Source organism: Rhodococcus sp. Leaf278, assembly GCF_001426085.1.
Taxonomy (GTDB): Bacteria; Actinomycetota; Actinomycetes; order Mycobacteriales; family Mycobacteriaceae; genus Rhodococcoides.
Window position 1 is genome coordinate 202,835 of the sequence record NZ_LMRR01000023.1, and the last position, 20,862, is coordinate 223,696.

Annotated in this window: 17 protein-coding genes and 2 tRNA genes; 14 read left to right on the plus strand and 5 right to left on the minus strand. The window is 64.3% G+C overall.

Features of this window, described 5'->3' with window-relative positions:
* Positions 1 to 41: 41 nt before the first annotated feature.
* From ASG84_RS18055 to ASG84_RS18100, 10 genes are all read left to right on the plus strand, one after another.
* Positions 42 to 959, plus strand: coding sequence for a metal-dependent hydrolase (locus tag ASG84_RS18055; protein WP_057478376.1), 918 nt, complete (start codon positions 42 to 44; stop codon positions 957 to 959).
* Positions 956 to 2,089 (plus strand): PDR/VanB family oxidoreductase, encoded by a 1,134-nt coding sequence (locus ASG84_RS18060; RefSeq protein ID WP_082521068.1) that lies wholly within the window; start codon positions 956 to 958, stop codon positions 2,087 to 2,089. The genes ASG84_RS18055 and ASG84_RS18060 overlap by 4 nt, the downstream gene beginning before the upstream one ends.
* A 256-nt stretch (positions 2,090 to 2,345) precedes the next feature.
* Positions 2,346 to 4,388: a DNA topoisomerase (ATP-hydrolyzing) subunit B gene (gene gyrB, locus ASG84_RS18065; RefSeq protein WP_057478378.1), complete on the plus strand. Its 2,043-nt coding sequence runs from the start codon at positions 2,346 to 2,348 to the stop codon at positions 4,386 to 4,388.
* A gap of 68 nt (positions 4,389 to 4,456) precedes the next feature.
* Positions 4,457 to 7,000, plus strand: coding sequence for a DNA gyrase subunit A (gyrA, locus tag ASG84_RS18070; RefSeq protein WP_057478379.1), 2,544 nt, complete (start codon positions 4,457 to 4,459; stop codon positions 6,998 to 7,000).
* Positions 7,001 to 8,344 carry a DUF3566 domain-containing protein gene (locus ASG84_RS28270; RefSeq protein WP_235581723.1) on the plus strand — a complete coding sequence of 448 codons (1,344 nt, stop codon included), beginning with the start codon at positions 7,001 to 7,003 and terminating at the stop codon, positions 8,342 to 8,344.
* Positions 8,345 to 8,453: 109 nt separating this feature from the next.
* Positions 8,454 to 8,527, plus strand: a tRNA-Ile gene (locus ASG84_RS18080).
* A 190-nt stretch (positions 8,528 to 8,717) separates the two neighbouring features.
* Positions 8,718 to 8,790, plus strand: a tRNA-Ala gene (locus ASG84_RS18085).
* Between the two features lie 401 nt (positions 8,791 to 9,191).
* Complete coding sequence (locus ASG84_RS18090; RefSeq protein ID WP_057478502.1) at positions 9,192 to 10,142, plus strand: acyl-ACP desaturase; 951 nt, start codon at positions 9,192 to 9,194, stop codon at positions 10,140 to 10,142.
* Between the two features lie 199 nt (positions 10,143 to 10,341).
* Positions 10,342 to 11,340, plus strand: coding sequence for a GGDEF domain-containing protein (locus ASG84_RS18095; RefSeq protein ID WP_235581724.1), 999 nt, complete (start codon positions 10,342 to 10,344; stop codon positions 11,338 to 11,340).
* Positions 11,341 to 11,466: 126 nt separating this feature from the next.
* Positions 11,467 to 13,098: an alpha/beta hydrolase gene (locus ASG84_RS18100; RefSeq protein ID WP_057478380.1), complete on the plus strand. Its 1,632-nt coding sequence runs from the start codon at positions 11,467 to 11,469 to the stop codon at positions 13,096 to 13,098.
* Here the strand turns inward: ASG84_RS18100 and ASG84_RS18105 are convergent.
* The gene (locus ASG84_RS18105; RefSeq protein ID WP_057478381.1) at positions 13,093 to 13,473 is read right to left on the minus strand and encodes a hypothetical protein; all 381 of its coding nucleotides are present in this window, start codon (positions 13,471 to 13,473) and stop codon (positions 13,093 to 13,095) included. The two genes, ASG84_RS18100 and ASG84_RS18105, sit on opposite strands and share 6 nt — an antisense overlap.
* 82 nt (positions 13,474 to 13,555) lie before the next feature.
* On the opposite strand from ASG84_RS18105, the gene ASG84_RS18110 reads away from it, so the two are divergent.
* Complete coding sequence (locus ASG84_RS18110) at positions 13,556 to 14,092, plus strand: peptidylprolyl isomerase (RefSeq protein ID WP_156399583.1); 537 nt, start codon at positions 13,556 to 13,558, stop codon at positions 14,090 to 14,092.
* A gap of 24 nt (positions 14,093 to 14,116) precedes the next feature.
* Positions 14,117 to 15,046 (plus strand): rhomboid family intramembrane serine protease, encoded by a 930-nt coding sequence (locus tag ASG84_RS18115; RefSeq protein WP_057478382.1) that lies wholly within the window; start codon positions 14,117 to 14,119, stop codon positions 15,044 to 15,046.
* Positions 15,047 to 15,151: 105 nt separating this feature from the next.
* Here ASG84_RS18115 and ASG84_RS18120 read toward each other — a convergent pair whose 3' ends face one another.
* Positions 15,152 to 15,637 carry a PH domain-containing protein gene (locus ASG84_RS18120; protein ID WP_057478383.1) on the minus strand — a complete coding sequence of 162 codons (486 nt, stop codon included), beginning with the start codon at positions 15,635 to 15,637 and terminating at the stop codon, positions 15,152 to 15,154.
* 36 nt (positions 15,638 to 15,673) lie between these two features.
* The gene (crgA, locus tag ASG84_RS18125; RefSeq protein ID WP_057478384.1) at positions 15,674 to 15,937 is read right to left on the minus strand and encodes a cell division protein CrgA; all 264 of its coding nucleotides are present in this window, start codon (positions 15,935 to 15,937) and stop codon (positions 15,674 to 15,676) included.
* A 201-nt stretch (positions 15,938 to 16,138) separates the two neighbouring features.
* Here crgA and ASG84_RS18130 point away from each other — a divergent pair, with 201 nt between their 5' ends.
* A complete protein-coding gene (locus tag ASG84_RS18130; protein WP_057478385.1) occupies positions 16,139 to 16,882 on the plus strand; it encodes a DUF881 domain-containing protein in 744 nt (247 codons plus the stop codon).
* A gap of 13 nt (positions 16,883 to 16,895) precedes the next feature.
* On the plus strand, positions 16,896 to 17,537 hold the full coding sequence (locus tag ASG84_RS18135; RefSeq protein ID WP_057478386.1) for an aminodeoxychorismate/anthranilate synthase component II: 642 nt from the start codon (positions 16,896 to 16,898) through the stop codon (positions 17,535 to 17,537).
* A gap of 8 nt (positions 17,538 to 17,545) precedes the next feature.
* Here ASG84_RS18135 and pknB read toward each other — a convergent pair whose 3' ends face one another.
* Both pknB and ASG84_RS18145 read right to left on the minus strand, forming a co-directional pair.
* A complete protein-coding gene (pknB, locus tag ASG84_RS18140; RefSeq protein WP_057478388.1) occupies positions 17,546 to 19,483 on the minus strand; it encodes a Stk1 family PASTA domain-containing Ser/Thr kinase in 1,938 nt (645 codons plus the stop codon).
* The gene (locus ASG84_RS18145; RefSeq protein ID WP_057478389.1) at positions 19,480 to 20,856 is read right to left on the minus strand and encodes a serine/threonine-protein kinase; all 1,377 of its coding nucleotides are present in this window, start codon (positions 20,854 to 20,856) and stop codon (positions 19,480 to 19,482) included. Before ASG84_RS18145 ends, pknB begins: the two co-directional genes overlap by 4 nt.
* Positions 20,857 to 20,862: the final 6 nt, after the last annotated feature.

Here is a 20,862-nt window from a genome sequence, read left to right on the forward strand (position 1 = left end):
CCGAGTACAAGTTCTGCGCGGCTATCGGACGAGGAGAAGTTGTGTCTGCACCCACGAAGAAAGCATCGACAGTAGCGGTCGATGTCGACGGAACCCCCGAAGACAGGGTCCTTCTACACGCACGCAACGTCGAGTTCGATTGGAATTCGCTGCCGCTGCACTACATGGACGGCAACCCGCTCGCGACGCACTTGATCAACGTGATGCACCTGCTCCTGCCCGAGGGCGAGGAGTGGTTCGTGCGCACCTTCAAGGAAGCGTTGCCACTGATTCACGACGACCAGCTGCGGGACGACGTGATCGGCTTCATCGGCCAGGAAGCCATGCACGCACAGGCCCACACCGAGGTCCACGATCAGCTTCGTACGCACGGAATCGATGTCGATCCGTACGTCGATCAGATGAAGTTCCTGTTCGGTCGCGCGCTCGGTAATCGTTCGGGCCACGGTCAGAACAGCCTGGTCGAGCGGCTGGCTTTGATCGCTGCCGCCGAGCATCTGACCGCGTTCCTCGGCGACTGGGTTCTCAACGCGCGCGAGCTCGACGACGCCGACGTCGATCCGGTGATGCTCGACCTGTTGCGGTGGCACGGTGCCGAGGAAGTGGAGCACCGTTCGGTGGCATACGAGGTGATGCGTTACTTCGACGTTCGGCCGGCCCGGCGTATCCGTACCTACGTGGTCATTGCACCCACTCTCGTCTGGTTCTGGACGCGCGGTGTCCGCTACCTCATGAGCCAGGATCCGACGTTGGCGCATCTGTCGCCGAAGGAGCGCACGCCGTCGTTCCGTGAATTCCGACGAGTGACCAAGGCCGGTCTGTTTCCCACGCCGATGTCCATGGTCAAGGCGTCGTTGCGGTACTTCAAGAGCACCTATCATCCGTCCCAGGAAGGCTCGACCGCTCAAGCCGTGCAGTACCTCGCTACCTCTCCGGCGGCGCGGTCCGCTGATCGATGACCAAACGCACGTTGCGGAGCAGGCTCGGCGCAATGGCTCAGAAGGTCGACTCGTTTCGAGTCGGTCGCACGATTCCGCAAAATCTGTACGGGCGGAACGAACCTGATCAGACGGTGTCTCTGGTCACCGACGCGCTCGACAAGTGGTTCGCCCTACTCGACAACGACGAGTACGACGGCTCTTTCGCGGCACCTCCGGTTGTGCGCACCCGAGAACTGATTCTGGTCTCTCGTGAGGTGCTCTGCATGGACGAACAGGTGGTGCAGTTGACCTTCGCTGCGGCCGACGGGTCTGCTCTACCCGCGTGGGCGCCGGGAATGCACTTGGATTTCTACCTTCCGTCCGGTCGTCGACGTCAGTATTCGCTGTGCGGTCTGCCGAGTGAGAACACGTATTCGATCGCAGTGCGACTCGTCCCGAACGGCGGCGGCGGATCTGCGGAAATGCACTCGCTGACGGTCGGCACTCCGGTGTCGATCAGGGGGCCGCGCAACGGATTTCCTTTCGTACCGTCCGAACATGCAGTGTTCGTGGCCGGCGGAATCGGTATCACCGCGATCATCTCGATGGTGCGCAGAGCGCGTGATCTCGGGATGGACTGGCACTTCGTCTACTGCGGCCGCTCGCGTGAGTCGATGCCGTTTCTGGAGGAGATCGCAGGCTGGGATCCTGCACGAGTGACCGTCCGCACCGACGACGTGGACGGCATGCCGTCGAGCATGGATTTGCTCGGAGCCACGGCACCGGGAGGATCGGTCTATGTGTGTGGTCCACCGCCGATGATCGATCTGGTTCGCGCGTCGTTCGACGCCCTCCCGGCGACGCATCTGCATTTCGAGCGCTTCTCGCCGCCACCGGTCAAGAACGGTACGAACTTCGAGGTGCAGCTCGTCGACTCGGGACAGATCCTGGCTGTCGGTGCGGAAGAGACTGCGCTGCATGCGATTCGACGGGTGCGGCCCGACATCGCGTACTCGTGTCAACAGGGGTTCTGCGGTACGTGTCGGGTGCGAGTGCTCAGTGGAACACCGCAGCACCGGGAGAATCGCCTCACGTCCGAGGAGCAGAAGCACGAGATGTTGATCTGCGTGTCGCGCTCCGACGGCGAACGGATCGTGCTCGATCTGTAGCCGAGCGGTCCGTTTTACCCTTCATCTTTGTCGTCCGATACCGAAAAAATGCGCCTGTGAGGCAATCAGGGGCCTTTTAGGGGTGTCATCGTGCCCATGCTGTCGCAACCAACCAGTACTATGGACCGGTACGACATCAAGCCCGGAACAAACGCATGGAACGCGCACGGTCGAAAGCCCGTGCCGACCCTCTGCGGTAGCACCTGGAACAGGTGTGAGCGGGGTAGTGGACGCGTAGAAGGAGAACCAGCTAACCGTGGCTGCCCAGAAGTCAGGTAACAGTGAGAACAGCAAGGATTACGGCGCGTCTTCCATCACGGTCCTCGAGGGCCTGGAAGCAGTTCGTAAGAGGCCCGGTATGTACATCGGTTCCACCGGTGAACGGGGCCTTCACCACCTGATCTGGGAGGTCGTCGACAACTCCGTCGACGAGGCCATGGCCGGCTACGCCTCCACCGTCGACGTCACCATTCACGAAGACGGCAGTGTCGAGGTCAAGGACGACGGCCGCGGTATCCCCGTCGCCATGCACTCCTCCGGTGTTCCCACCGTCGAGGTCGTCATGACCCAGCTGCACGCCGGTGGCAAGTTCGACTCCGACTCCTACGCCGTCTCCGGCGGACTGCACGGCGTCGGTATCTCCGTGGTGAACGCACTCTCCACCAAGGTCGAGTTGCAGATCGCGCGTGACGGACACCGCTACAAGCAGACCTACGACTACGCCAAGCCCGGCCCCCTCGAGACCGTCGGCGACACCAAGGAGACCGGCACCACGGTGCGCTTCTGGGCCGATGGCAAGATCTTCGAGACCCTCGACTACAGCTTCGAGACCGTGCACCGCCGCCTGCAGGAGATGGCGTTCCTGAACAAGGGACTGACCATCAACTTCACCGACGAGCGAGTGGCAGCGACCGACGCGACCGAGGAAGAACTCGGTGAGACGGCCGAGGCGCCGAAGACCGCCGAAGAGGAACAGGCCGACGCGGCCAACGCGAAGCCGGCCAAGGTGCGCAAGCGGACGTACCACTACCCGGACGGTCTGGTGGACTTCGTCAAGCACATCAACCGCACCAAGACGGCAATCCACAATTCTGTCGTCGGCTTCACCGGCAAGGGCGAGGGCCACGAGGTCGAGATCGCCATGCAGTGGAACGCCGGCTACTCCGAATCGGTGCACACCTTCGCCAACACCATCAACACGCACGAGGGCGGTACCCACGAAGAGGGCTTCCGTACCGCTCTGACCTCGACGGTCAACAAGTACGCGATCGAGAAGAAGCTGGTCAAGGAGAAGGACGTCAAGCTCACGGGCGACGACATCCGCGAGGGCTTGGCCGCCGTCATCTCGGTGCGGGTCGGCGAGCCGCAGTTCGAGGGGCAGACCAAGACAAAGCTCGGTAACACCGAGATTCGGTCGTTCGTGCAGAAGGCGTGCAACGAGCACCTCTCGCACTGGTTCGAGTCCAACCCGGCCGACGCGAAGACCATCATCAACAAGGCCGTGTCGTCCGCGCAGGCCCGCATGGCCGCGCGCAAGGCACGAGAGTTGGTGCGGCGCAAGAGCGCAACCGACATCGGTGGCCTGCCCGGCAAGCTCGCCGACTGCCGCTCGAACGATCCGAGCAAGTCCGAGATCTACATCGTGGAGGGCGACTCCGCCGGCGGCTCGGCGAAATCCGGTCGTGATTCGATGTTCCAGGCGATCCTGCCGCTGCGCGGAAAGATCATCAACGTCGAGAAGGCCCGCATCGACCGCGTGCTGAAGAACAACGAAGTCCAGTCGATCATCACCGCGTTCGGTACCGGCATCCACGACGAGTTCGACATCAGCAAGCTGCGCTATCACAAGATCGTGCTGATGGCCGACGCCGACGTCGACGGCCAGCACATCTCGACGCTGCTGATGACGTTGCTCTTCCGATTCATGCGCCCGCTGATCGAGAACGGCCACGTCTATCTCGCGATGCCGCCGCTGTACAAGCTCAAGTGGAGCCGCGGCGAACCGGATTTCGCGTACTCCGACCGCGAGCGCGACGGACTGCTCGAAGCCGGTCTCGCCAACAAGCGCAAGATCAACGTCGAAGACGGCGTCCAGCGATACAAAGGCCTCGGCGAGATGAACGCCAAGGAACTGTGGGAAACCACCATGGATCCGGCGGTGCGAGTGCTGCGTCTGGTCACCCTCGACGACGCTGCTGCCGCGGACGAACTGTTCAGCGTCCTGATGGGCGAGGACGTGTCCGCACGCCGAAGCTTCATCGCCCGCAACGCGAAAGATGTTCGCTTTCTTGACGTTTAGTCACTTCCCCGCACGCACCGACGAGTGCTCTCGGCGCGTGCGGGTGACCGTTTCTCGAGGAGATTTGTATGTCTGACATCACCGAACCGCCGGTAGGACCCCCGCCGGGTTCTACCACGAACGCCGAGGGTGGAGACCGGATCGATCCGGTCGATATTCAGCAGGAAATGCAGCGCAGCTACATCGATTACGCGATGAGCGTCATCGTCGGCCGCGCATTGCCCGAGGTCCGCGACGGCCTCAAGCCGGTGCACCGACGCGTGCTGTACGCGATGTACGACTCGGGCTTCCGGCCCGATCGTAGTTACGTGAAATCCGCACGCCCCGTTGCCGAAACGATGGGTAATTACCATCCCCACGGCGACACTTCGATCTACGACGCACTCGTGCGACTGGCTCAGCCGTGGTCGATGCGCTACCCATTGGTCGACGGTCAGGGCAACTTCGGCTCGCGCGGCAACGACGGCGCCGCCGCCATGCGATACACCGAGGCGCGTCTGACGCCGCTCGCGATGGAGATGCTGCGCGACATCGACGAGGAAACCGTCGATTTCATCCCCAACTACGACGGCAAAACCCAAGAGCCGACGGTACTTCCGTCGCGGGTACCCAACCTGTTGATGAACGGCTCCAACGGCATCGCCGTCGGTATGGCCACCAACATCCCCCCGCACAACCTGCGTGAACTCGGCGACGCGGTGTTCTGGGCTCTCGACAACTTCGAGGCGGACGAGGAAGCGACCCTCGCGGCCTGCATGGAGCGCGTCAAGGGCCCGGACTTCCCCACGCACGGTCTCATCGTCGGCGGTCAGGGTATTCAGGACGCGTACTCGACCGGACGCGGTTCGATCCGCATGCGCGGCGTCGTCGAGATCGAGGAAGACTCGAACGGTCGCACCACGATCGTCATCACTGAACTGCCTTACCAGGTCAACCCCGATAATCTAATTACCTCGATCGCCGAGCAGGTCCGCGACGGCAAGCTGTCCGGCATCTCGAAGATCGACGACGAGTCGTCCGATCGTGTGGGCATGCGCATCGTGGTCACCATCAAGCGCGACGCCGTCGCGAAGGTGGTGCTCAACAACCTCTACAAGCACTCGCAGCTGCAGACCAGCTTCGGTGCCAACATGCTCTCGATCGTCGACGGCGTGCCGCGCACTCTGCGTCTCGACCAGATGATCCGCTTCTACGTCACTCATCAACTCGACGTGATCGTGCGGCGCACTCGGTACCGGCTGCGTAGAGCCGAGGAGCGCGCCCACATTCTGCGCGGACTCGTCAAGGCCCTCGACGCGCTCGACGAGGTCATTGCGTTGATCCGCGCGTCGCAGACGGTGGATCTGGCCAAGCAGGGCTTGATCGATCTGCTCGATATCGACGAGATCCAGGCCCAGGCGATCCTCGACATGCAGCTGCGGCGCCTCGCAGCTCTCGAGCGTCAGAAGATCATCGACGAGTTGGCCGAACTCGAACGAACCATTGCCGACTTGCAGGACATCCTGGCCAAGCCGGAGCGACAGCGTCAGATCGTCCGGGACGAGCTTGCCGAGATCGTCGAGAAGTTCGGCGACGACCGTCGTACGCGCATCATCGCCGCGGACGGTGACGTCAACGACGAGGATCTGATCGCCCGGGAGAACGTGGTCGTCACGATCACCGAAACCGGATACGCCAAGCGCACCAGAACCGACCTCTACCGTTCGCAGAAACGCGGCGGCAAGGGTGTGATGGGTGCAGGGCTCAAGCAGGACGACATCGTCAGCAAGTTCTTCGTCTGCTCGACGCACGACTGGATTCTGTTCTTCACCACCAAGGGCCGCGTCTACCGGGCCAAGGCGTACGAACTGCCCGAGGCGAACCGAACGGCTCGCGGACAGCACGTCGCCAACCTGCTGGCGTTCCAGCCCGACGAGCGGATCGCGCAGGTCATCCAGATCAAGACCTACGAGGATGCTCCCTACCTGGTGCTTGCCACCAAGGGTGGTCTGGTCAAGAAGTCACGGCTGACCGATTTCGACTCCAACCGCAGCGGCGGGATCGTCGCGGTCAACCTGCGCGGCGACGACGAGTTGGTCGGTGCGGTGTTGTGCAGCAACGAAGACGATCTGTTGCTGGTGTCCGCACTCGGTCAGTCGATCCGATTCTCCGCCACCGACGAAGTGCTCCGGCCCATGGGCCGTGCGACATCCGGTGTGCAGGGCATGCGCTTCAACGGCGAGGACGAGCTGCTTTCGCTGAACGTCGTCGCCGAGGGCAAGTTCCTGCTGGTCGCGACCTCGGGTGGCTACTCCAAGCGCACTGCGATGGAGGACTACCCGCAGCAGGGCCGCGGCGGAAAGGGAGTACTGACAATCCAGTACGACCCCAAGCGTGGCACGCTGGTGGGAGCTCTCATCGTCGACGACGAGGACGAGCTGTATGCCATCACGTCCAGTGGTGGTGTCATTCGGACTGCTGCCAAGCAGGTCCGGAAAGCCGGCCGACAGACCAAGGGCGTGCGGTTGATGAATCTCGGTGAAGGCGACACACTGCTCGCGATCGCGCGCAACGCCGACGAGATCGAACCGGATGCCGTGGGCACCGAAGACGATGCAGCGAAGGAGTCGTAAGTGAGCACTCCCAACCGGCCTGGTAGCAGGCCCGGCCCCAGCGGCGCACCGGACGGTCGCGAGGCACCGCGGGCCGAGCAGCCCGCGCGTCCTGCGCCGCCCGAGGGTGCTCGTCCGGGCAACCGCCCGCAGCCCGCCGCTCGTCCGGCACCCGCAGCCGGCCGCGGACCGGCTCCCCAGGGGAACTCTCGCCCGCCGGTGCGTCCGGCACAGGGTGCTCCCAACGGCCCGGCACGACCGACGCAGGGTTCACCGCCGCAGCGTCCACCTGCACCCCAGGGACCGCCTGCACCCCAGGGACGCCCGCCGCAGGCTCCTCCGGGGGCGGCCAACCAGGGTCCGCCCGCTCGGCCGAATCAGCCCGGTGCCGGCCAGGCCACCGCGGATCGACCGACGAACGGGCAGCCCACACAGCGACAGGCACCTGCAGGACCGCCTTCTCGTCCGGCCCCACCGCAGGGTCCGGCAGTCACCGAGGGATCACAGGCACCGGAGAGGTCGGCCGGGGGCGACGCGACGCGCGCCGATCGATCGGTTTCTCCGGCTGCTCGTGAGCAGGACCACTCCGCTACAGCGGCGATGCCCGTTCAGTCGGAAGGTCAGCAGGGTGGGTCGGGAACGCCGCCGTGGCAGCGCGGTGCCGGTCAGCGTCCGACGCAGCAGGGCTCGGAGGACCGTCAGCAGCCGCAGAACCAGCCTCAGACCAATCTGTCCGGTCGCGGGGCTGCCCTTCCACCCAATGCCGAGTTCGACCGGTCTGCCCGCACGACCGCCGAGCCCGCTCAGCGTGAAGCGACCGAGGACAAGACCGAACGGCGCGAGGCCGCCCGGTCGAAGGCAGCGGTGATCGACGGGCCGACCCGTCACATCGAACGCAAGGATCTGGCGAAGGACATGCCCGATCTGTCCGCTGTCCGACATCCCGAACAGACCCAGACCGACCGCGCGGTGCCCGCCGCCATCTCCGCGGTGCCCAGCGCGGACGGGAATCCCCTGCGCGCGACTATTCAGATTCGCAAGATCGATCCGTGGTCGACGCTGAAGATCGCACTCGTCATCGCGGTGTCACTGTTCTTCGTGTGGATGGTTGCCGTCGGCCTGCTGTACGCCGTGCTGGACGGCATGGGCGTCTGGGACCGTCTCAACAGTGCGTTCACCGAGATCGTCAACGAGTCCGGAGACGGCGGACTCGTCAGCGCCGGTCAGGTGTTCGGGTACGCAGCGGTGATCGGTGTGATCAATGTCGTACTCTTCACCGCTCTGACCACAATCGGTGCGTTCATCTACAACCTGTCGTCGGACCTGGTCGGTGGTGTCGAAGTGACACTGGCAGACCGCGACTGACCTGCACAACGAGTAGCCGTATCGGGCCGTTTTGGAAGACAGCGGCCCGATACGGTAATCTCATCCCTCGGTTCGAGGAGAGCAATTCTTCGGCCCAAAGCAGTGATGAGGGCCTATAGCTCAGGCGGTTAGAGCGCTTCCCTGATAAGGAAGAGGTCGGAGGTTCAAGTCCTCCTAGGCCCACACCGAACGAACGAAAAGAGGCAGGACGTGAAAATCCTTCTTCGTGTCGCATCGGTGGTGATCGCAGTGGTGACAATATCGAAGGTGCGCTCCACGCGCAGCTCGGACGGCGTCTGGCACAGCATCTCCACCGGGTGACAGTCGCTCGGAACGAACGTGTAATGTTCGTGCACGTTCAACCGCAACACCCGGGGCCTTAGCTCAGTTGGTAGAGCGCTGCCTTTGCAAGGCAGATGTCAGGAGTTCGAATCTCCTAGGCTCCACAATCAAAAGGACGTCCACTTCGTGGGCGTCCTTTTTTGTGTGCACCCACACCGCCGCCCAAAGTCCACTCGATGTGCCATTGACCCCCGAAAAGGCCACCAAATGTGACATCGAGTGCCGATGGACCCGAGGCGACCGCAGAAGGGGGTTGTGACCGCACCCAAGTGCGCTTGTCACCGGCGCCCATATGTCCAGACCCTCGACTGTTCTGTTTCCTATTGGGAGCGTCGTCCCTAGCGTGGTCGGTGTGCAAGAACGTCGGTCCCACGATCGGCGTGAACGGTCGTGACGGCACACCGCAGGGGGGTGTGCCGTCGCAACTGTCTCGGCGGACGTCGTTCGCCACTGTCTCGAATCGATTGGCGGTTCGGGCACCTCGATGTTCGAAGGAGCCCCGCAGATGACACGTGTTCTCGATCATGAAGAGCTGTTGACCGAACTCGACGGCACCCTGGAAGCCAACTTGAATCGCCATCTGTCTATGGCCAAGGAATGGCATCCGCATGACTACGTTCCGTGGGATCTCGGCCGGAATTTCGCCGCGATGGGTGGGGAGGACTGGTCTCTCGAGCAGTCGTCGCTGTCGGAATTGGCCCGCACCGCGATGATCACCAATTTGCTCACCGAGGACAATCTGCCGTCGTATCACCGAGGATTGGCGGACAACTTTTCGCTGGACGGTGCCTGGGGCACGTGGGTGGGGCGTTGGACTGCGGAAGAAAATCGCCACGGAATCGTCATGCGCGATTATTTGGTGGTGACACGTGCAGTCGACCCGGTGGAGCTGGAGCGGGCTCGGATGCATCACATGACCGTGGGCGTGGATGCGCCGATGGACGGGGCGAACTTCCTGCATTCGGTGGCGTACGTGACATTCCAGGAGTTGGCGACTCGGGTGTCGCACCGTAATACGGGGTTGGCGTGTGGGGATCCCGTGGCTGATCGAATGTTGGCTCGTGTTGCTGCGGACGAGAATCTGCACATGATCTTCTATCGCAACCTCGGCGAGGCGTCGTTGGATCTCGTGCCCGATCAGATGGTTCGCGCTATCGCCGATGTCGCAACGGACTTCCAGATGCCCGGCCTGAACATGCCGAATTTCCGCAAGAACGCCATGATTCTGGCCAAGAATGGAATCTACGACCTCCGTCAGCATTTGGACGAAGTGCTGATGCCCGTTCTGCGAAAGTGGAACGTCTTCGAGCGCAACGATTTCACCGGTGAGGGCGAGCGGGATCGCGATCGGCTGGCCGCGTTCGTGGAGGACTTGGAATCCAAGGCGACCAAGTTCGAGGAGTCCAGGGATCGCTTGCTCGCCAGGGAGGCCGAGCGCGCCGAGAAGGCTTCCTGACCTGCTGCGTCTTCCCCGCGCAGAGTCGTGGTCGCGCCTTCGAGGTGTTAGAGTCCGGGCATCGTTGGGTCATGTGAGTCGATGGCCCTAGTGCGTGGGGAGGCCCGATGGTGCCTGGGGGGTATCAGGTGAGAGGTGTGGCTGGTTTCGGTGTGCGTTGCCGCGAGCAGGCATCGCTCGACGCAACCGGCACCGACTGGTGAGCAGGTTGAGGTTCGACGAATCCGGCCGCATGCTCGCAGTGTTCGCGGCCGTGACCACCGTCCTCTACGCCGCGAGCGCTGTCGCATCGTGGTCCAACCTGTCCGGTCCCCAGCAGTTTCTGGCCGCGCTTGCGTTGGCAATGGGTCCCCTGGCGATCGCGGTTCTGGTGCGTGCGGGCGTGCCCAGCCCGAAACGGGCGGTGGGTTGTGCGACTGCGCTGTCGGTGGTGGGACTCGCGTGTGCGCTGGGTAGCAGCGACACCATGCCGGCCTTCTTGATCTGTGTGCAGGCCGCGATGTTCCTCGGAATGCACATCGGTGCCTTCTGGTCGGAGCGAAACGCAGGCATCTGGGTTGCGGTGCTTGCTGTTTCAGCAGTGATCGGTGCTGCGATCGCGCCGTACGGGACACCGTTCATCTCTTATATTCTCGTCGCTCTCGGAATCGTCGGCGCAACCGAGGTGTTCGGCGTCTTCGCACGCCGGATGCGGTATTTCTCGACCCACGACGCATTGACCGGGCTGCTCAACCGCTTCGGCTTCGAGTCCAAGATAGAAAAGATGCTTCCGTCCTGCGCCGCCCGCGGACTGTCGGTCAGCCTGGCGGTGCTCGATCTCGACAATTTCAAGGAGATCAACGACGAGTACGGCCACATCGCGGGTGACGTACTTTTGACTCGGGTCTCGAAAGCGTGGAAGGGGCAGCTGACCAAACGAGATGTTCTCGGTCGCCTCGGGGGAGACGAGTTCGTGTTGTTCATGCCCGGGGTTCTCGAGAAAGAAGCCTTGCAGATCATCGATCGGTTGCGCCATGCCCACCGGGCCGAATGGAGCGTCGGCCTCGCGTGCATGCCGGCGGGTCGTCGGTGGGGTGAGATCTACCGGGCGGCCGACGCAGATCTTTACCGGGCGAAACGGAGCAGGCCGCCTCGGGCCAGTCGCCCGACCGACCCAGGAGACGGCTTCAGCGGACCGGTTCACCGAATCGCGCAGTGATGTGCACAGGACGCTCCTGGCCTCCTTGATCCCCAGATTTCATCCACAGGCTGGGGATAGATTGTGCACCGAGGTTCGTCCGTCGCGTTGACTCGTCGAATACGACGACGCTGCGGGGGATTCACGATGGTCACACTCGACGAGTTCAGATCGTGGAACAGCGGTGAGTTGATCACGGCCTCCGAAGGTCTGATGCGGCAATGGCGCGAACTGGTCGTCCTACATCGGTCGTTTCCGGACGCCGCGTTCGGCGACGAATGGGTCGGTGCGGCCGCCGATGCGGCCCGAAAGTTGATGAGAGACGTGCGATCCGACGCACGCAGTTCCTCCGACGAGCTGCTTCGGATCGCGATATGCATCGCCGACGCCTCGATCGATGTGGCGAGTCTGATCGCGGCTCTACGGGCGGTGGAGCAGGAGGCCGTCGAGTCACGGTTCGGGATCGACTCCGACGGTTCGGTGACCGACACGCTCGAGTCGTACTCGGTTGCGCTTTCGGACCTCTGGTCGACGACGCGTGATCGTCGGCGTCTTCGTGAGGAGTTGGCGGCAGGAATCTGCCAGTTGGTGCGCACAGCCACGGCTTTCGACGAAACCTTTGCCCGACGCCTCGTCGGGGCGACCTCGGAGATGCAGGTCGCGACCGCAGTAACGGCCTCGGTGACTCCGGGCGCGACTTCGGCTGCCAATGCTGCGTTCTGGAGCGCGCTCTCGCCTGCCGCGCGCACCCGGCTCATGGTGGAGAAACCAGGGCTGATCGGCAATCTCGACGGTGTGCCGGGTCGAGTGCGAGACAGTGCGAACCGCCGGGTACTGGCTGCCGAGCGGTCGCGCCTCCTCACGGCCGAGGCCGAGCTACGGAACGAGTTGGACGGCAACGTGTTCGGAGGAATCTTCAGTGACGCAGACGCGGGGTTGGACCAGACGCGCAAGCGACTCGCGTCGCTCGATGCGATCGAATCTGTATTGGCGCAGGGAGATCGGCAACTTCTGGTGTTGGACAACACCTCGTACGAGGAGACCACAGCGGCTGTTGCTGTGGGTGATGTGGATACAGCCACTCACGTCGCCGTATTCGTACCCGGTCTCGGTTCGACCGTGCACGGAGACATCGAGAGCTACGACGCAGATATGGAGGGGTTGAAGTCGACTGTGCAGCAGCTACTTCCAGGAGTCCAGGGGGAGACTGCGGCGGTCGTGACGTGGATGAACTACCAGGCCCCGCAGCTCGGCTGGAATTTGCTCGACCCCAGCCGAACCGTGTTGTCCGCGACGGCGGCGGACGTGGGGGCAGAACGGCTCGGTCCATTTCTGGACGGACTCGACGCAGCGCGGGCGAGCGATCCGCACCTGTCGGTGCTGGCGCACTCCTACGGGTCGCTCACCGCAGCGTCGGCACTGCGAGCCGACACCGGGGTCGACGACTTCGTGGCGCTCGGATCCCCAGGGTGGGGTACTCACACGGCCGCGGACCTCCGGCTACCGGACGGGCACGTGTTCTCGGCCGAAGCCGTCGGCGATATCGTGGCCGACCTCGGTGCCTTCGGCCGCGATCCGGGCACGTTGGACGGGGTCACGCTGCTTTCGACCGATGGCTCCGACGGGCGCACCGGGTCGATCGGTCACAGCGATTACTTCGCCGAGGGATCGACCAGTCGACAGAACACCGCGCTTGTTGTGGCCGGCCGCAGCGAGGACGCCGTGATCAGAACCAGGCCGGCCCTGTACGACCTACTGCAGAAGCTCCTGTATCTATGACGAGCCGTCGTCGTAGTCGGCCAGGCTCGGCGGAACGTCGGCGGGTGGCGGTACTTCGTTTCGGCGACGGCCCAGGTAGAACACGACACCACCGATGACCGCAGCGGCAACGCCGAGCACCAGAACGCGGCGCTTGTTTCCCGACTTCGGCTCGACTGTCAACGCCGTCCTGGTGAGGTTGGCCTCGGCGATCCGTTCCGCAGTCGCAGCGCGACGCTGTGCGGCCTGCTTGCGTGCCAGTCCGTAGCCGCGCTTGGCGAGCAGCAGACCCACTCCGGCAGGTCCCTTGCTCACGACAGAAGCGGCACCGAGCAGCGTCGATGCCGCCGCGCCGGTGGAGGAGTGAACCTGCTCGGTTTTCGTAGTGCTCGTCATGCCCTCACTGTTCCACAACAGGACCCCCGCCGGCCCGCCCGATACACGACCTGCTCACTACCCGGACGCCCGAGATGGCACGATGGGGGGCGTGACTTCACCAAACAAGACCCAAACGGCAACGCTGCACACCAACCGCGGCGACATCGTCATCGAACTGTTCGGCAATCACGCCCCCAAGACCGTCGCGAACTTCGTCGGCCTCGCGGACGGATCCAAGGAGTACACGACGCAGAACGCATCGGGTGCCAAGACCGGACCGTTCTACGACGGCGCAGTCTTCCACCGCGTCATCGACGGTTTCATGATCCAGGGCGGCGACCCGACCGGCACCGGCTCCGGTGGACCGGGCTACAAGTTCGAGGACGAGTTCCACCCCGAACTGTCGTTCGATCGCCCGTACCTGCTCGCCATGGCGAACGCAGGCCCCGGCACCAACGGCTCGCAGTTCTTCATCACCACCGGCAAGACCCCGCACCTCAACCGCAAGCACAGCATCTTCGGTGAGGTCACCGACGAGGCGTCCAAGAAGGTCGTCGACGCGATCTCGAGCACGCAGGTCGGCCGCGGTGACCGTCCGGTGGACGAGGTCGTCATCAACAGCGTCACGATCGCCTGATCTAGTTCCACAGAAAGATTCACGATGACGAACCCCGGCTGGGGTGGCCCGTACGGTGACCAACCCAACCCACCCCAGTCGGTGTGCGTCCGCCATCCCGACCGCCCCACAGGCCTGGCGTGTTCGCGGTGCGGTCGCCCGGCGTGCCCGCAATGCCTGCAGGCCGCCGCTGTAGGTCAGCATTGCGTCGATTGTGTACGCGAGGGCAACAAGAACGTCCGCACTGCGCAGACGGTCGCCGGAGCGCCGGTCACGCGATCTGCCAAAACCCCGTTCACCTACGCCTTGATCGCGATCAACGTCGTGGTATTCGGCATCACCGCCGCCCAGTCGGGCAATGTCACCAGCAACTTCACCGGTTCTGCTCTGGCTCAGGCCTGGTCTCTGAACAGTCTGATCGTGGCCGATGGCGGAGTGTTTCGCCTGATCGGCAGTGGCTTCGTGCACATCGGGCCGATTCATCTGTTGGTCAACATGTTCGCGCTGTATCTCATCGGTCGCGATGTCGAACTGGTCCTGGGGCGCAGCAGATATCTCGCTGTCTACTTCCTGTCGCTGCTCGGCGGCAGCGCATCGGTCATGGTGTTCGAGAACCCACTGTCTCTCACCGCCGGAGCGTCCGGTGCGGTGTTCGGGCTACTGGGTGCTCAGGCCGTCATTCTGCTCAGACTCAAGCGAAGCCCGGCACCGGTTCTGATCGTCATCGCACTCAACATCTTCATCAGCATCTCGATCCCCAGCATCTCGCTGTGGGGCCATACTGGCGGACTCGTCGCCGGTGCCGCCGCCACCGCCGGCTTGGTGTTTCTCCCCAACAGGCGCCGCGGGCCGGAGAGTCCACGAACCTCGGCCGGTGTGTCCATGGCCTGGATTTCGGTGATCGCGGTTGCTGTGGTGACCCTCGGCATCATCGCGGTGCGAGTGCTCGACCTCCGCGCGCAGATGGGTATCTGACCCTCCGCCGTCCCCCGACCCCCAGCCCCTGAGTCCACTCGATGTGCCATTGACCCCCGAAAAGGCCACTGAACGTCACATCGAGTACCCCGGGGCGGTCGGCCTTCAGGAGTTCGGTGGCACCAGACCGTGGGTGTTCAGTGCGTCGAATACATCCCGCGGGTCGGTGCCGAGGTCCCATCTACCGAAGATGATCAGCCGGTCGTCGTCCTCGCCTGGTGGGCGGAGGTCGAGTTCGAGCATCGGGACGCGTCGGCCCAGTCGCGGGTAGCGCACGATTTTGACGCGCACGATGTCGGCGCGGGAGTACGTACGCACGCCGCCGAGACGTTTCATCGTCAGGGAACCGTCGCGTGTGATGGCCAGTCGCGGACGCTGCGCGGCGGCGAGTGCGGCGATCACCCACATTCCGACGGCTGCGAGTCCGACGAGGAACGCTCCGGCGGCATCGGTCGATGACAGCACGGCACCGATTCCGAGGGCAAGACCGCCCACCACCAGTGCTCCGATGGCGACGACAGGTGTTGCCCAGCGCTCTTCGTACACACCCTGAGGATCGTTCGAGAAGTTATCCACAGGGTTTATCCACATTGGGGATGAATGACATCGGTGTAACTCGCTCGACTGTCAGCGCCACCGCATGGTCATGACGAGCCCGACGACCATGAAGCCGAAGCCGATCAAGAAGTTGTAGGCCCCGAGGTTTCCGATGAACGCGATGTCGTCCGCAGCGAGGTAGTAGACGATCAGCCACAGCAGGCCGACCAGCATGAATCCCAGCATCAGGACCACGTACCAGACCGGAGACGGCCCGGCGTTGACCTTCACCGGCGTACGGTTCGCCGGGTTGGTCGTGTAGTCGTTCTTCTTCCGTACCTTCGACTTCGGCATTGCTTCCTCTTCGCGTTCTTGGCGGCTGTCGGTCCTGCGACCGACCTGTGGACAACTGACGACGGGACCTGTGGATCGGCAGGTGTCGCTCATCCCCAGGCTATTGTCTTCCCGAGGACTGTGACGGTCACCGACCCAGTTGCTGTACACGCTAACCCAGGTGAGCCCAGCACCGACCCATCGGACAAATTGCGAGCACCCGTGACACGACGATCGACCCGCGCCGACACCCGCTGGTGGGTTCTCGCCGTCGTGGTGTGTGCCGTTGTGGGTCTGCTCCTCGGTACCACCAGACATGTCTCGGACGGCAACGAGTTGCGCAGTGGTGACACCACCCGTCTCGCCGATCTCGTCGACGCGGCTCGTGGGAGCAACGAGGAGGCTCGGCGCAGCAGGGAAGCGCTCGAGCAACAGGTGGACACCATCCAGCAGCGCACCGCCTCCGGCGACACCGACGTCGCCGACGCGTTGGCCCGCATCGATGCCCTCTCCGATGCGGCGGGCCGTGAGGCCGCGTCCGGGGCCGGCCTGACCGTGACGATGGCCGACGCGCCCCGGGGCCCTGACGGGTCTTATGCATCCGACGCCTCGCCCAACGATCTGGTGGTCCATCAGGTCGATGTGCAGAGTGTCCTCAACGCGTTGTGGGCCGGCGGTGCCTCGGCGATCGCGATGCAGGATCAGCGGTTGGTGGCGTCGTCTGCTCCGCGCTGCATCGGCAACACCTTGCTGCTCGGCGGCCGGACGTACAGTCCGCCGTACGTGATGACGGCGATCGGCGACCAGGACCGGTTGCGCGCGGCATTGAAGAACGAGCCCGGCGTGCGGTTGTACGAGCAGTACGCGCTGCGCTACGGCCTGCGCTACGACGTCGAGACCTCAGCGGACGTCTCGGTGCCCGCGTACACCGAATCGGTGCGCATGCGGTACGCACAGCCACGCTGAGTACGCTGTCGACATGCGCATTCTCGTCGTCGACAACTACGACAGCTTCGTCTTCAACCTCGTCCAGTACCTGGGCCAGCTGAACGTCGATGTCGAGGTCTGGCGCAACGATGACGACCGCCTCACCGATCGCGATGCGATCGCGGCGCAGTTCGACGGAATTCTGCTCAGTCCCGGGCCGGGTACGCCGCAGCGCGCCGGTGCCACGATGGATCTGGTGTCGGCCGCCGCCCGCGCGAAGACGCCGCTGCTGGGAGTCTGTCTCGGGCACCAGGCCATCGGAGCCGTATTCGGTGCGACCGTCGAGAGAGCTCCGGAACTGCTGCACGGAAAAACCAGTCTGGTGCATCATTCGGGCGTCGGTGTACTCGAAGGAATGAGCGATCCGTTCACCGCCACGCGGTATCACTCACTGACCGTCCGCGAGGACACGATTCCTGCGGAACTCGAGATCATCGGCCGCACCGAATCGGGTCTGGTGATGGCGATGCGGCACACCGAGCTCCCGATTCACGGGGTTCAGTTCCACCCGGAGTCCATCCTCACCGAGGGCGGGCACCGGATGCTGGCCAACTGGCTCGCCGTCTGCGGTATGCCCACCGACGCCGGCCTCGTCGCCGCACTCGAAGCTCAGGTATCCGAAGCCTTCGCCTGAGCTGACGCCTAGCCGGTAGGAATTCCCAGCGCCCCGATGCTCACGGTGATCGTGTCGGTCTTGCTGATCTCCGAGCCGGCAGGCTGAGTCTGGCTGACAACTCGCCCGACCATCAATGGATCCAGCGTCGCCTGCCTCGTCGCCGACAGGTTCGACGCGGTCCCGGTCCAACCTGCCGTTTCCAGTGCCGTCAGAGCCTGCGCTTCGGTGAGGCCGGACAGGTCCGGCATCGGGATCTTGTCGCCGTTCGACACCCGCAGCGTGACGACGGTGTTCTCGGCGACGTTGGTGCCGCCTCCGGGATCGGTCGAGACGACCTGACCCACCGGCTGCGAGGAGTCGATGTTCTGGACCTGCACGCGTAGGCCGGCACCCTCCACGTTGGGCTGCGCGACGTCGACGAGCTGGCCGACGACATTGGGCATGCGTACCTGCGCCGGTCCGGATCCCAGGGTGATGCGCACCTGCGAGTTGGCGTTCATGCTCACGCCCGACGACGGATTCTGCTCGACGACCTTGTCCAGGTTCTCCGGCGTCGACGGCGCGCGGGCAATGGTGGGATCGAGTTCGAGCCCCACCTCGTTCAATGCGTCCGACGCCTGCTGTTGCGTTCGTCCGGTCAGTCGCGGAACCTGCACTTGCTGAGGTCCGGAGGACACGTCGAGCGAGATGGCTCCCGGGGACTCGGTCTGCGACCCGGCCGCCGGAGTGGTACCGATCGCAGATCCTTCCGGCACCGACGCATCGGGCTTCTCCTGGACCGTGACGCGGAGTCCGGCCTCCTCGAGCTGGCGTTGGGCTTCGTCCGCGGCCAGTCCAGCGACGGTCGGCACCGTGACGGTCTTGGGGTCCGCACCGGGTCCGAGCGACCACAGGAAGGCACCGACGATGGCGACGACGATCACGGCCGCGAGCGAGACGAGGCCGATCTTCAGGCCGCGCCGGCTCCGGCGCTCCTCGTCGGGTCCGGCGTGCCGCGAGGGGCGAGATGCTTCGGCGGCCGCGGCAGGCTTGTCCCGGCCCGAGAAGTCGGCCTGGCGGGAGTCGACCGAACCCAGGATGGTGGTGCGGTCCTCGTCGTTCATGACCATCGGGGCGCTCGGCCGTTGACCGCCGAGAACGCGAACCAGATCGGTCCGCATCTCGGCAGCGCTCTGGTATCGGTTGGCCGGGTTCTTCGCCATCGCCTTGAGAATGATCGAGTCGAGTTCGCGCGGCACCGTGTCGTTGACGAGGGACGGCAGCTGTGGATCCTCGCGTACGTGCTGGTAGGCGACGGCGACCGGCGAGTCTCCCTTGAACGGTGGTTCCCCGGTGAGGATCTCGAACAGCACACAGCCCAGCGAGTAGACGTCCGACCGAGCGTCGACCTGCTCGCCGCGAGCCTGTTCGGGCGAGAGGTACTGCGCGGTTCCGATCACGGCGGCGGTCTGAGTCATCGGCGACGAGGAATCGGCGATGGCGCGTGCAATGCCGAAGTCCATCACCTTCACTGCGCCGGCATTGTTGATCATGATGTTCGCGGGTTTGACGTCGCGGTGCACGATGCCGTTGCGGTGGCTGAAATCGAGCGCGGCACAGACGTCGGCGATGACCTCCATGGCCCGGCGCGGCGGCATGGGGCCTTCGGCACGGACGATGTCGCGCAGGGTGTCGCCGTCGACGTACTCCATGACGATGAACGGGAGCGGACCGGCTTCGGTCTCGGCTTCACCGGTGTCGTACACGGCGACGATGGCGGGGTGATTCAAGGCAGCGGCGTTCTGGGCCTCGCGTCGGAACCTCAGATAGAACGTGGGGTCGCGGGCGAGATCGGCGCGCAGGACCTTGATGGCGACGTCGCGGTCGAGTCGGGTGTCGCGAGCCAGATGAACCTCGGACATACCGCCGAAACCGAGTATCTCGCCCAGCTCGTAGCGAGAGGAGAGCGTACGGGGAGTCGTCATCGTTGTCCTTGTGGCTCTTGCTGAAACGGATTCTCGAACAGCGGCCGGGGGGTAGTGGTCGTCGTCTGCGTCGGCTCCTCCGACGTCGTGGTGGGGCTCGTCGTGGTGGTGGTGGGTTCGGTGGTCGTGGTGGTGGTAGTTGTGGTGGTCTCTTCGGTGGTGGTCTCTTCGGTGGTGGTCGTCGTCGGCTCGGTGGTCGTTCGTGTGGTCGTGACCGGCTGCGTCGTGGTGGTCGGCGGCACGAACGGTGTCTGCGTATCGTCCCTACCCCCGGTCAGCAGTACGTAACCGCCGATGAGGATGGCAAGAAGCAGCAGGGCACCGCCACCCCAGGCCAGTCCCTTCTGTGCCGAGGACATTCCGGCGGGCTCCGGCACTGCTGCGGCAGCCGCCCCGGTGGCCGGCCCGCGGTACTCGCGTTGGGACGTGGGCATCATCTGGGTGCTCGACGGCGGAGGCGGCTGCGGACTCGGCACGACGCCGGGCATCATGACCCGGCCGGTACCCGAGCCTCGGGAGTTCCCTGGCGCGGGTGGGCGGCGACCCGCACGGACGGCGGCGACCGCGTCGGCGAATTCGCCGCCGTTGGCGTAGCGCGCGGCCGGGTCCTTGACCATCGTGATCTCGATGAGTTCGCGTACGGCAGGCGGCAGGTCGACCGGCATCGGTGCCGGTTGCTCGCGTACGTGCTTCATCGCGACGGTGAGGGCTCCGTCTCCGACGAACGGCCTCGAACCTGCGAGGACTTCGTATCCGACGACACCGAGTGAGTAGACGTCGGAGGCCGAGGTGGCCTCTTCGCCGAGTGCCTGTTCGGGGGCGATGTATTGCGCGGTGCCCATGACCATTCCGGTCTTGGTCACCGGGGATGCGTCGACGGCCTTGGCGATGCCGAAGTCGGTGATCTTGACCTGACCGGTGGGGGTGATCAGGATGTTGCCGGGCTTGACGTCACGGTGCACGACGCCGGCCGTGTGTGCGATCTGCAGAGCGCGGCCGGTCTGCTCGAGCATGTCCAGGGCATGGCCCAGTGGCAATCTGGACATGCGGCCCAGCACTGCGTTGAGCGGCTCACCGTTGACCAGTTCCATCACGAGATAGGCCAGAGATTCGCCTGCGCCGTCACGAGTCTCGCCGTAGTCGTAGACTCCCGCGATCCCCGGGTAGTTCAGCTGCGCCGTGGTCCGAGCCTCGAACCTGAAGCGCTGCAAGAACTCCGGGTCCTCGGAGAACTCGGCCTTGAGTACCTTGACCGCCACTCGGCGATCGAGACGATTGTCCATCGCCTCCCACACTTGCCCCATACCGCCGGTGGCGATGAGGCGCAGCAGTCGATAGCGCTGGGCGATTACGGCCCCGTTGCTCAATGGCACCTTATG

Coding starts and splice junctions, on each gene's coding strand:
- ASG84_RS18135 (WP_057478386.1), top strand. CDS start 16,896: ATGCGCATTCTCGTCGTCGACAACTACGACAGCTTCGTCTTCAACCTC.
- ASG84_RS18120 (WP_057478383.1), bottom strand. CDS start 15,637: ATGTGGATAAACCCTGTGGATAACTTCTCGAACGATCCTCAGGGTGTG.
- crgA (WP_057478384.1), bottom strand. CDS start 15,937: ATGCCGAAGTCGAAGGTACGGAAGAAGAACGACTACACGACCAACCCG.
- ASG84_RS18090 (WP_057478502.1), top strand. CDS start 9,192: ATGACACGTGTTCTCGATCATGAAGAGCTGTTGACCGAACTCGACGGC.
- ASG84_RS18100 (WP_057478380.1), top strand. CDS start 11,467: ATGGTCACACTCGACGAGTTCAGATCGTGGAACAGCGGTGAGTTGATC.
- gyrA (WP_057478379.1), top strand. CDS start 4,457: ATGTCTGACATCACCGAACCGCCGGTAGGACCCCCGCCGGGTTCTACC.
- ASG84_RS18105 (WP_057478381.1), bottom strand. CDS start 13,473: ATGACGAGCACTACGAAAACCGAGCAGGTTCACTCCTCCACCGGCGCG.
- ASG84_RS18060 (WP_082521068.1), top strand. CDS start 956: ATGACCAAACGCACGTTGCGGAGCAGGCTCGGCGCAATGGCTCAGAAG.
- ASG84_RS18110 (WP_156399583.1), top strand. CDS start 13,556: ATGGGGGGCGTGACTTCACCAAACAAGACCCAAACGGCAACGCTGCAC.
- ASG84_RS18115 (WP_057478382.1), top strand. CDS start 14,117: ATGACGAACCCCGGCTGGGGTGGCCCGTACGGTGACCAACCCAACCCA.
- pknB (WP_057478388.1), bottom strand. CDS start 19,483: ATGACGACTCCCCGTACGCTCTCCTCTCGCTACGAGCTGGGCGAGATA.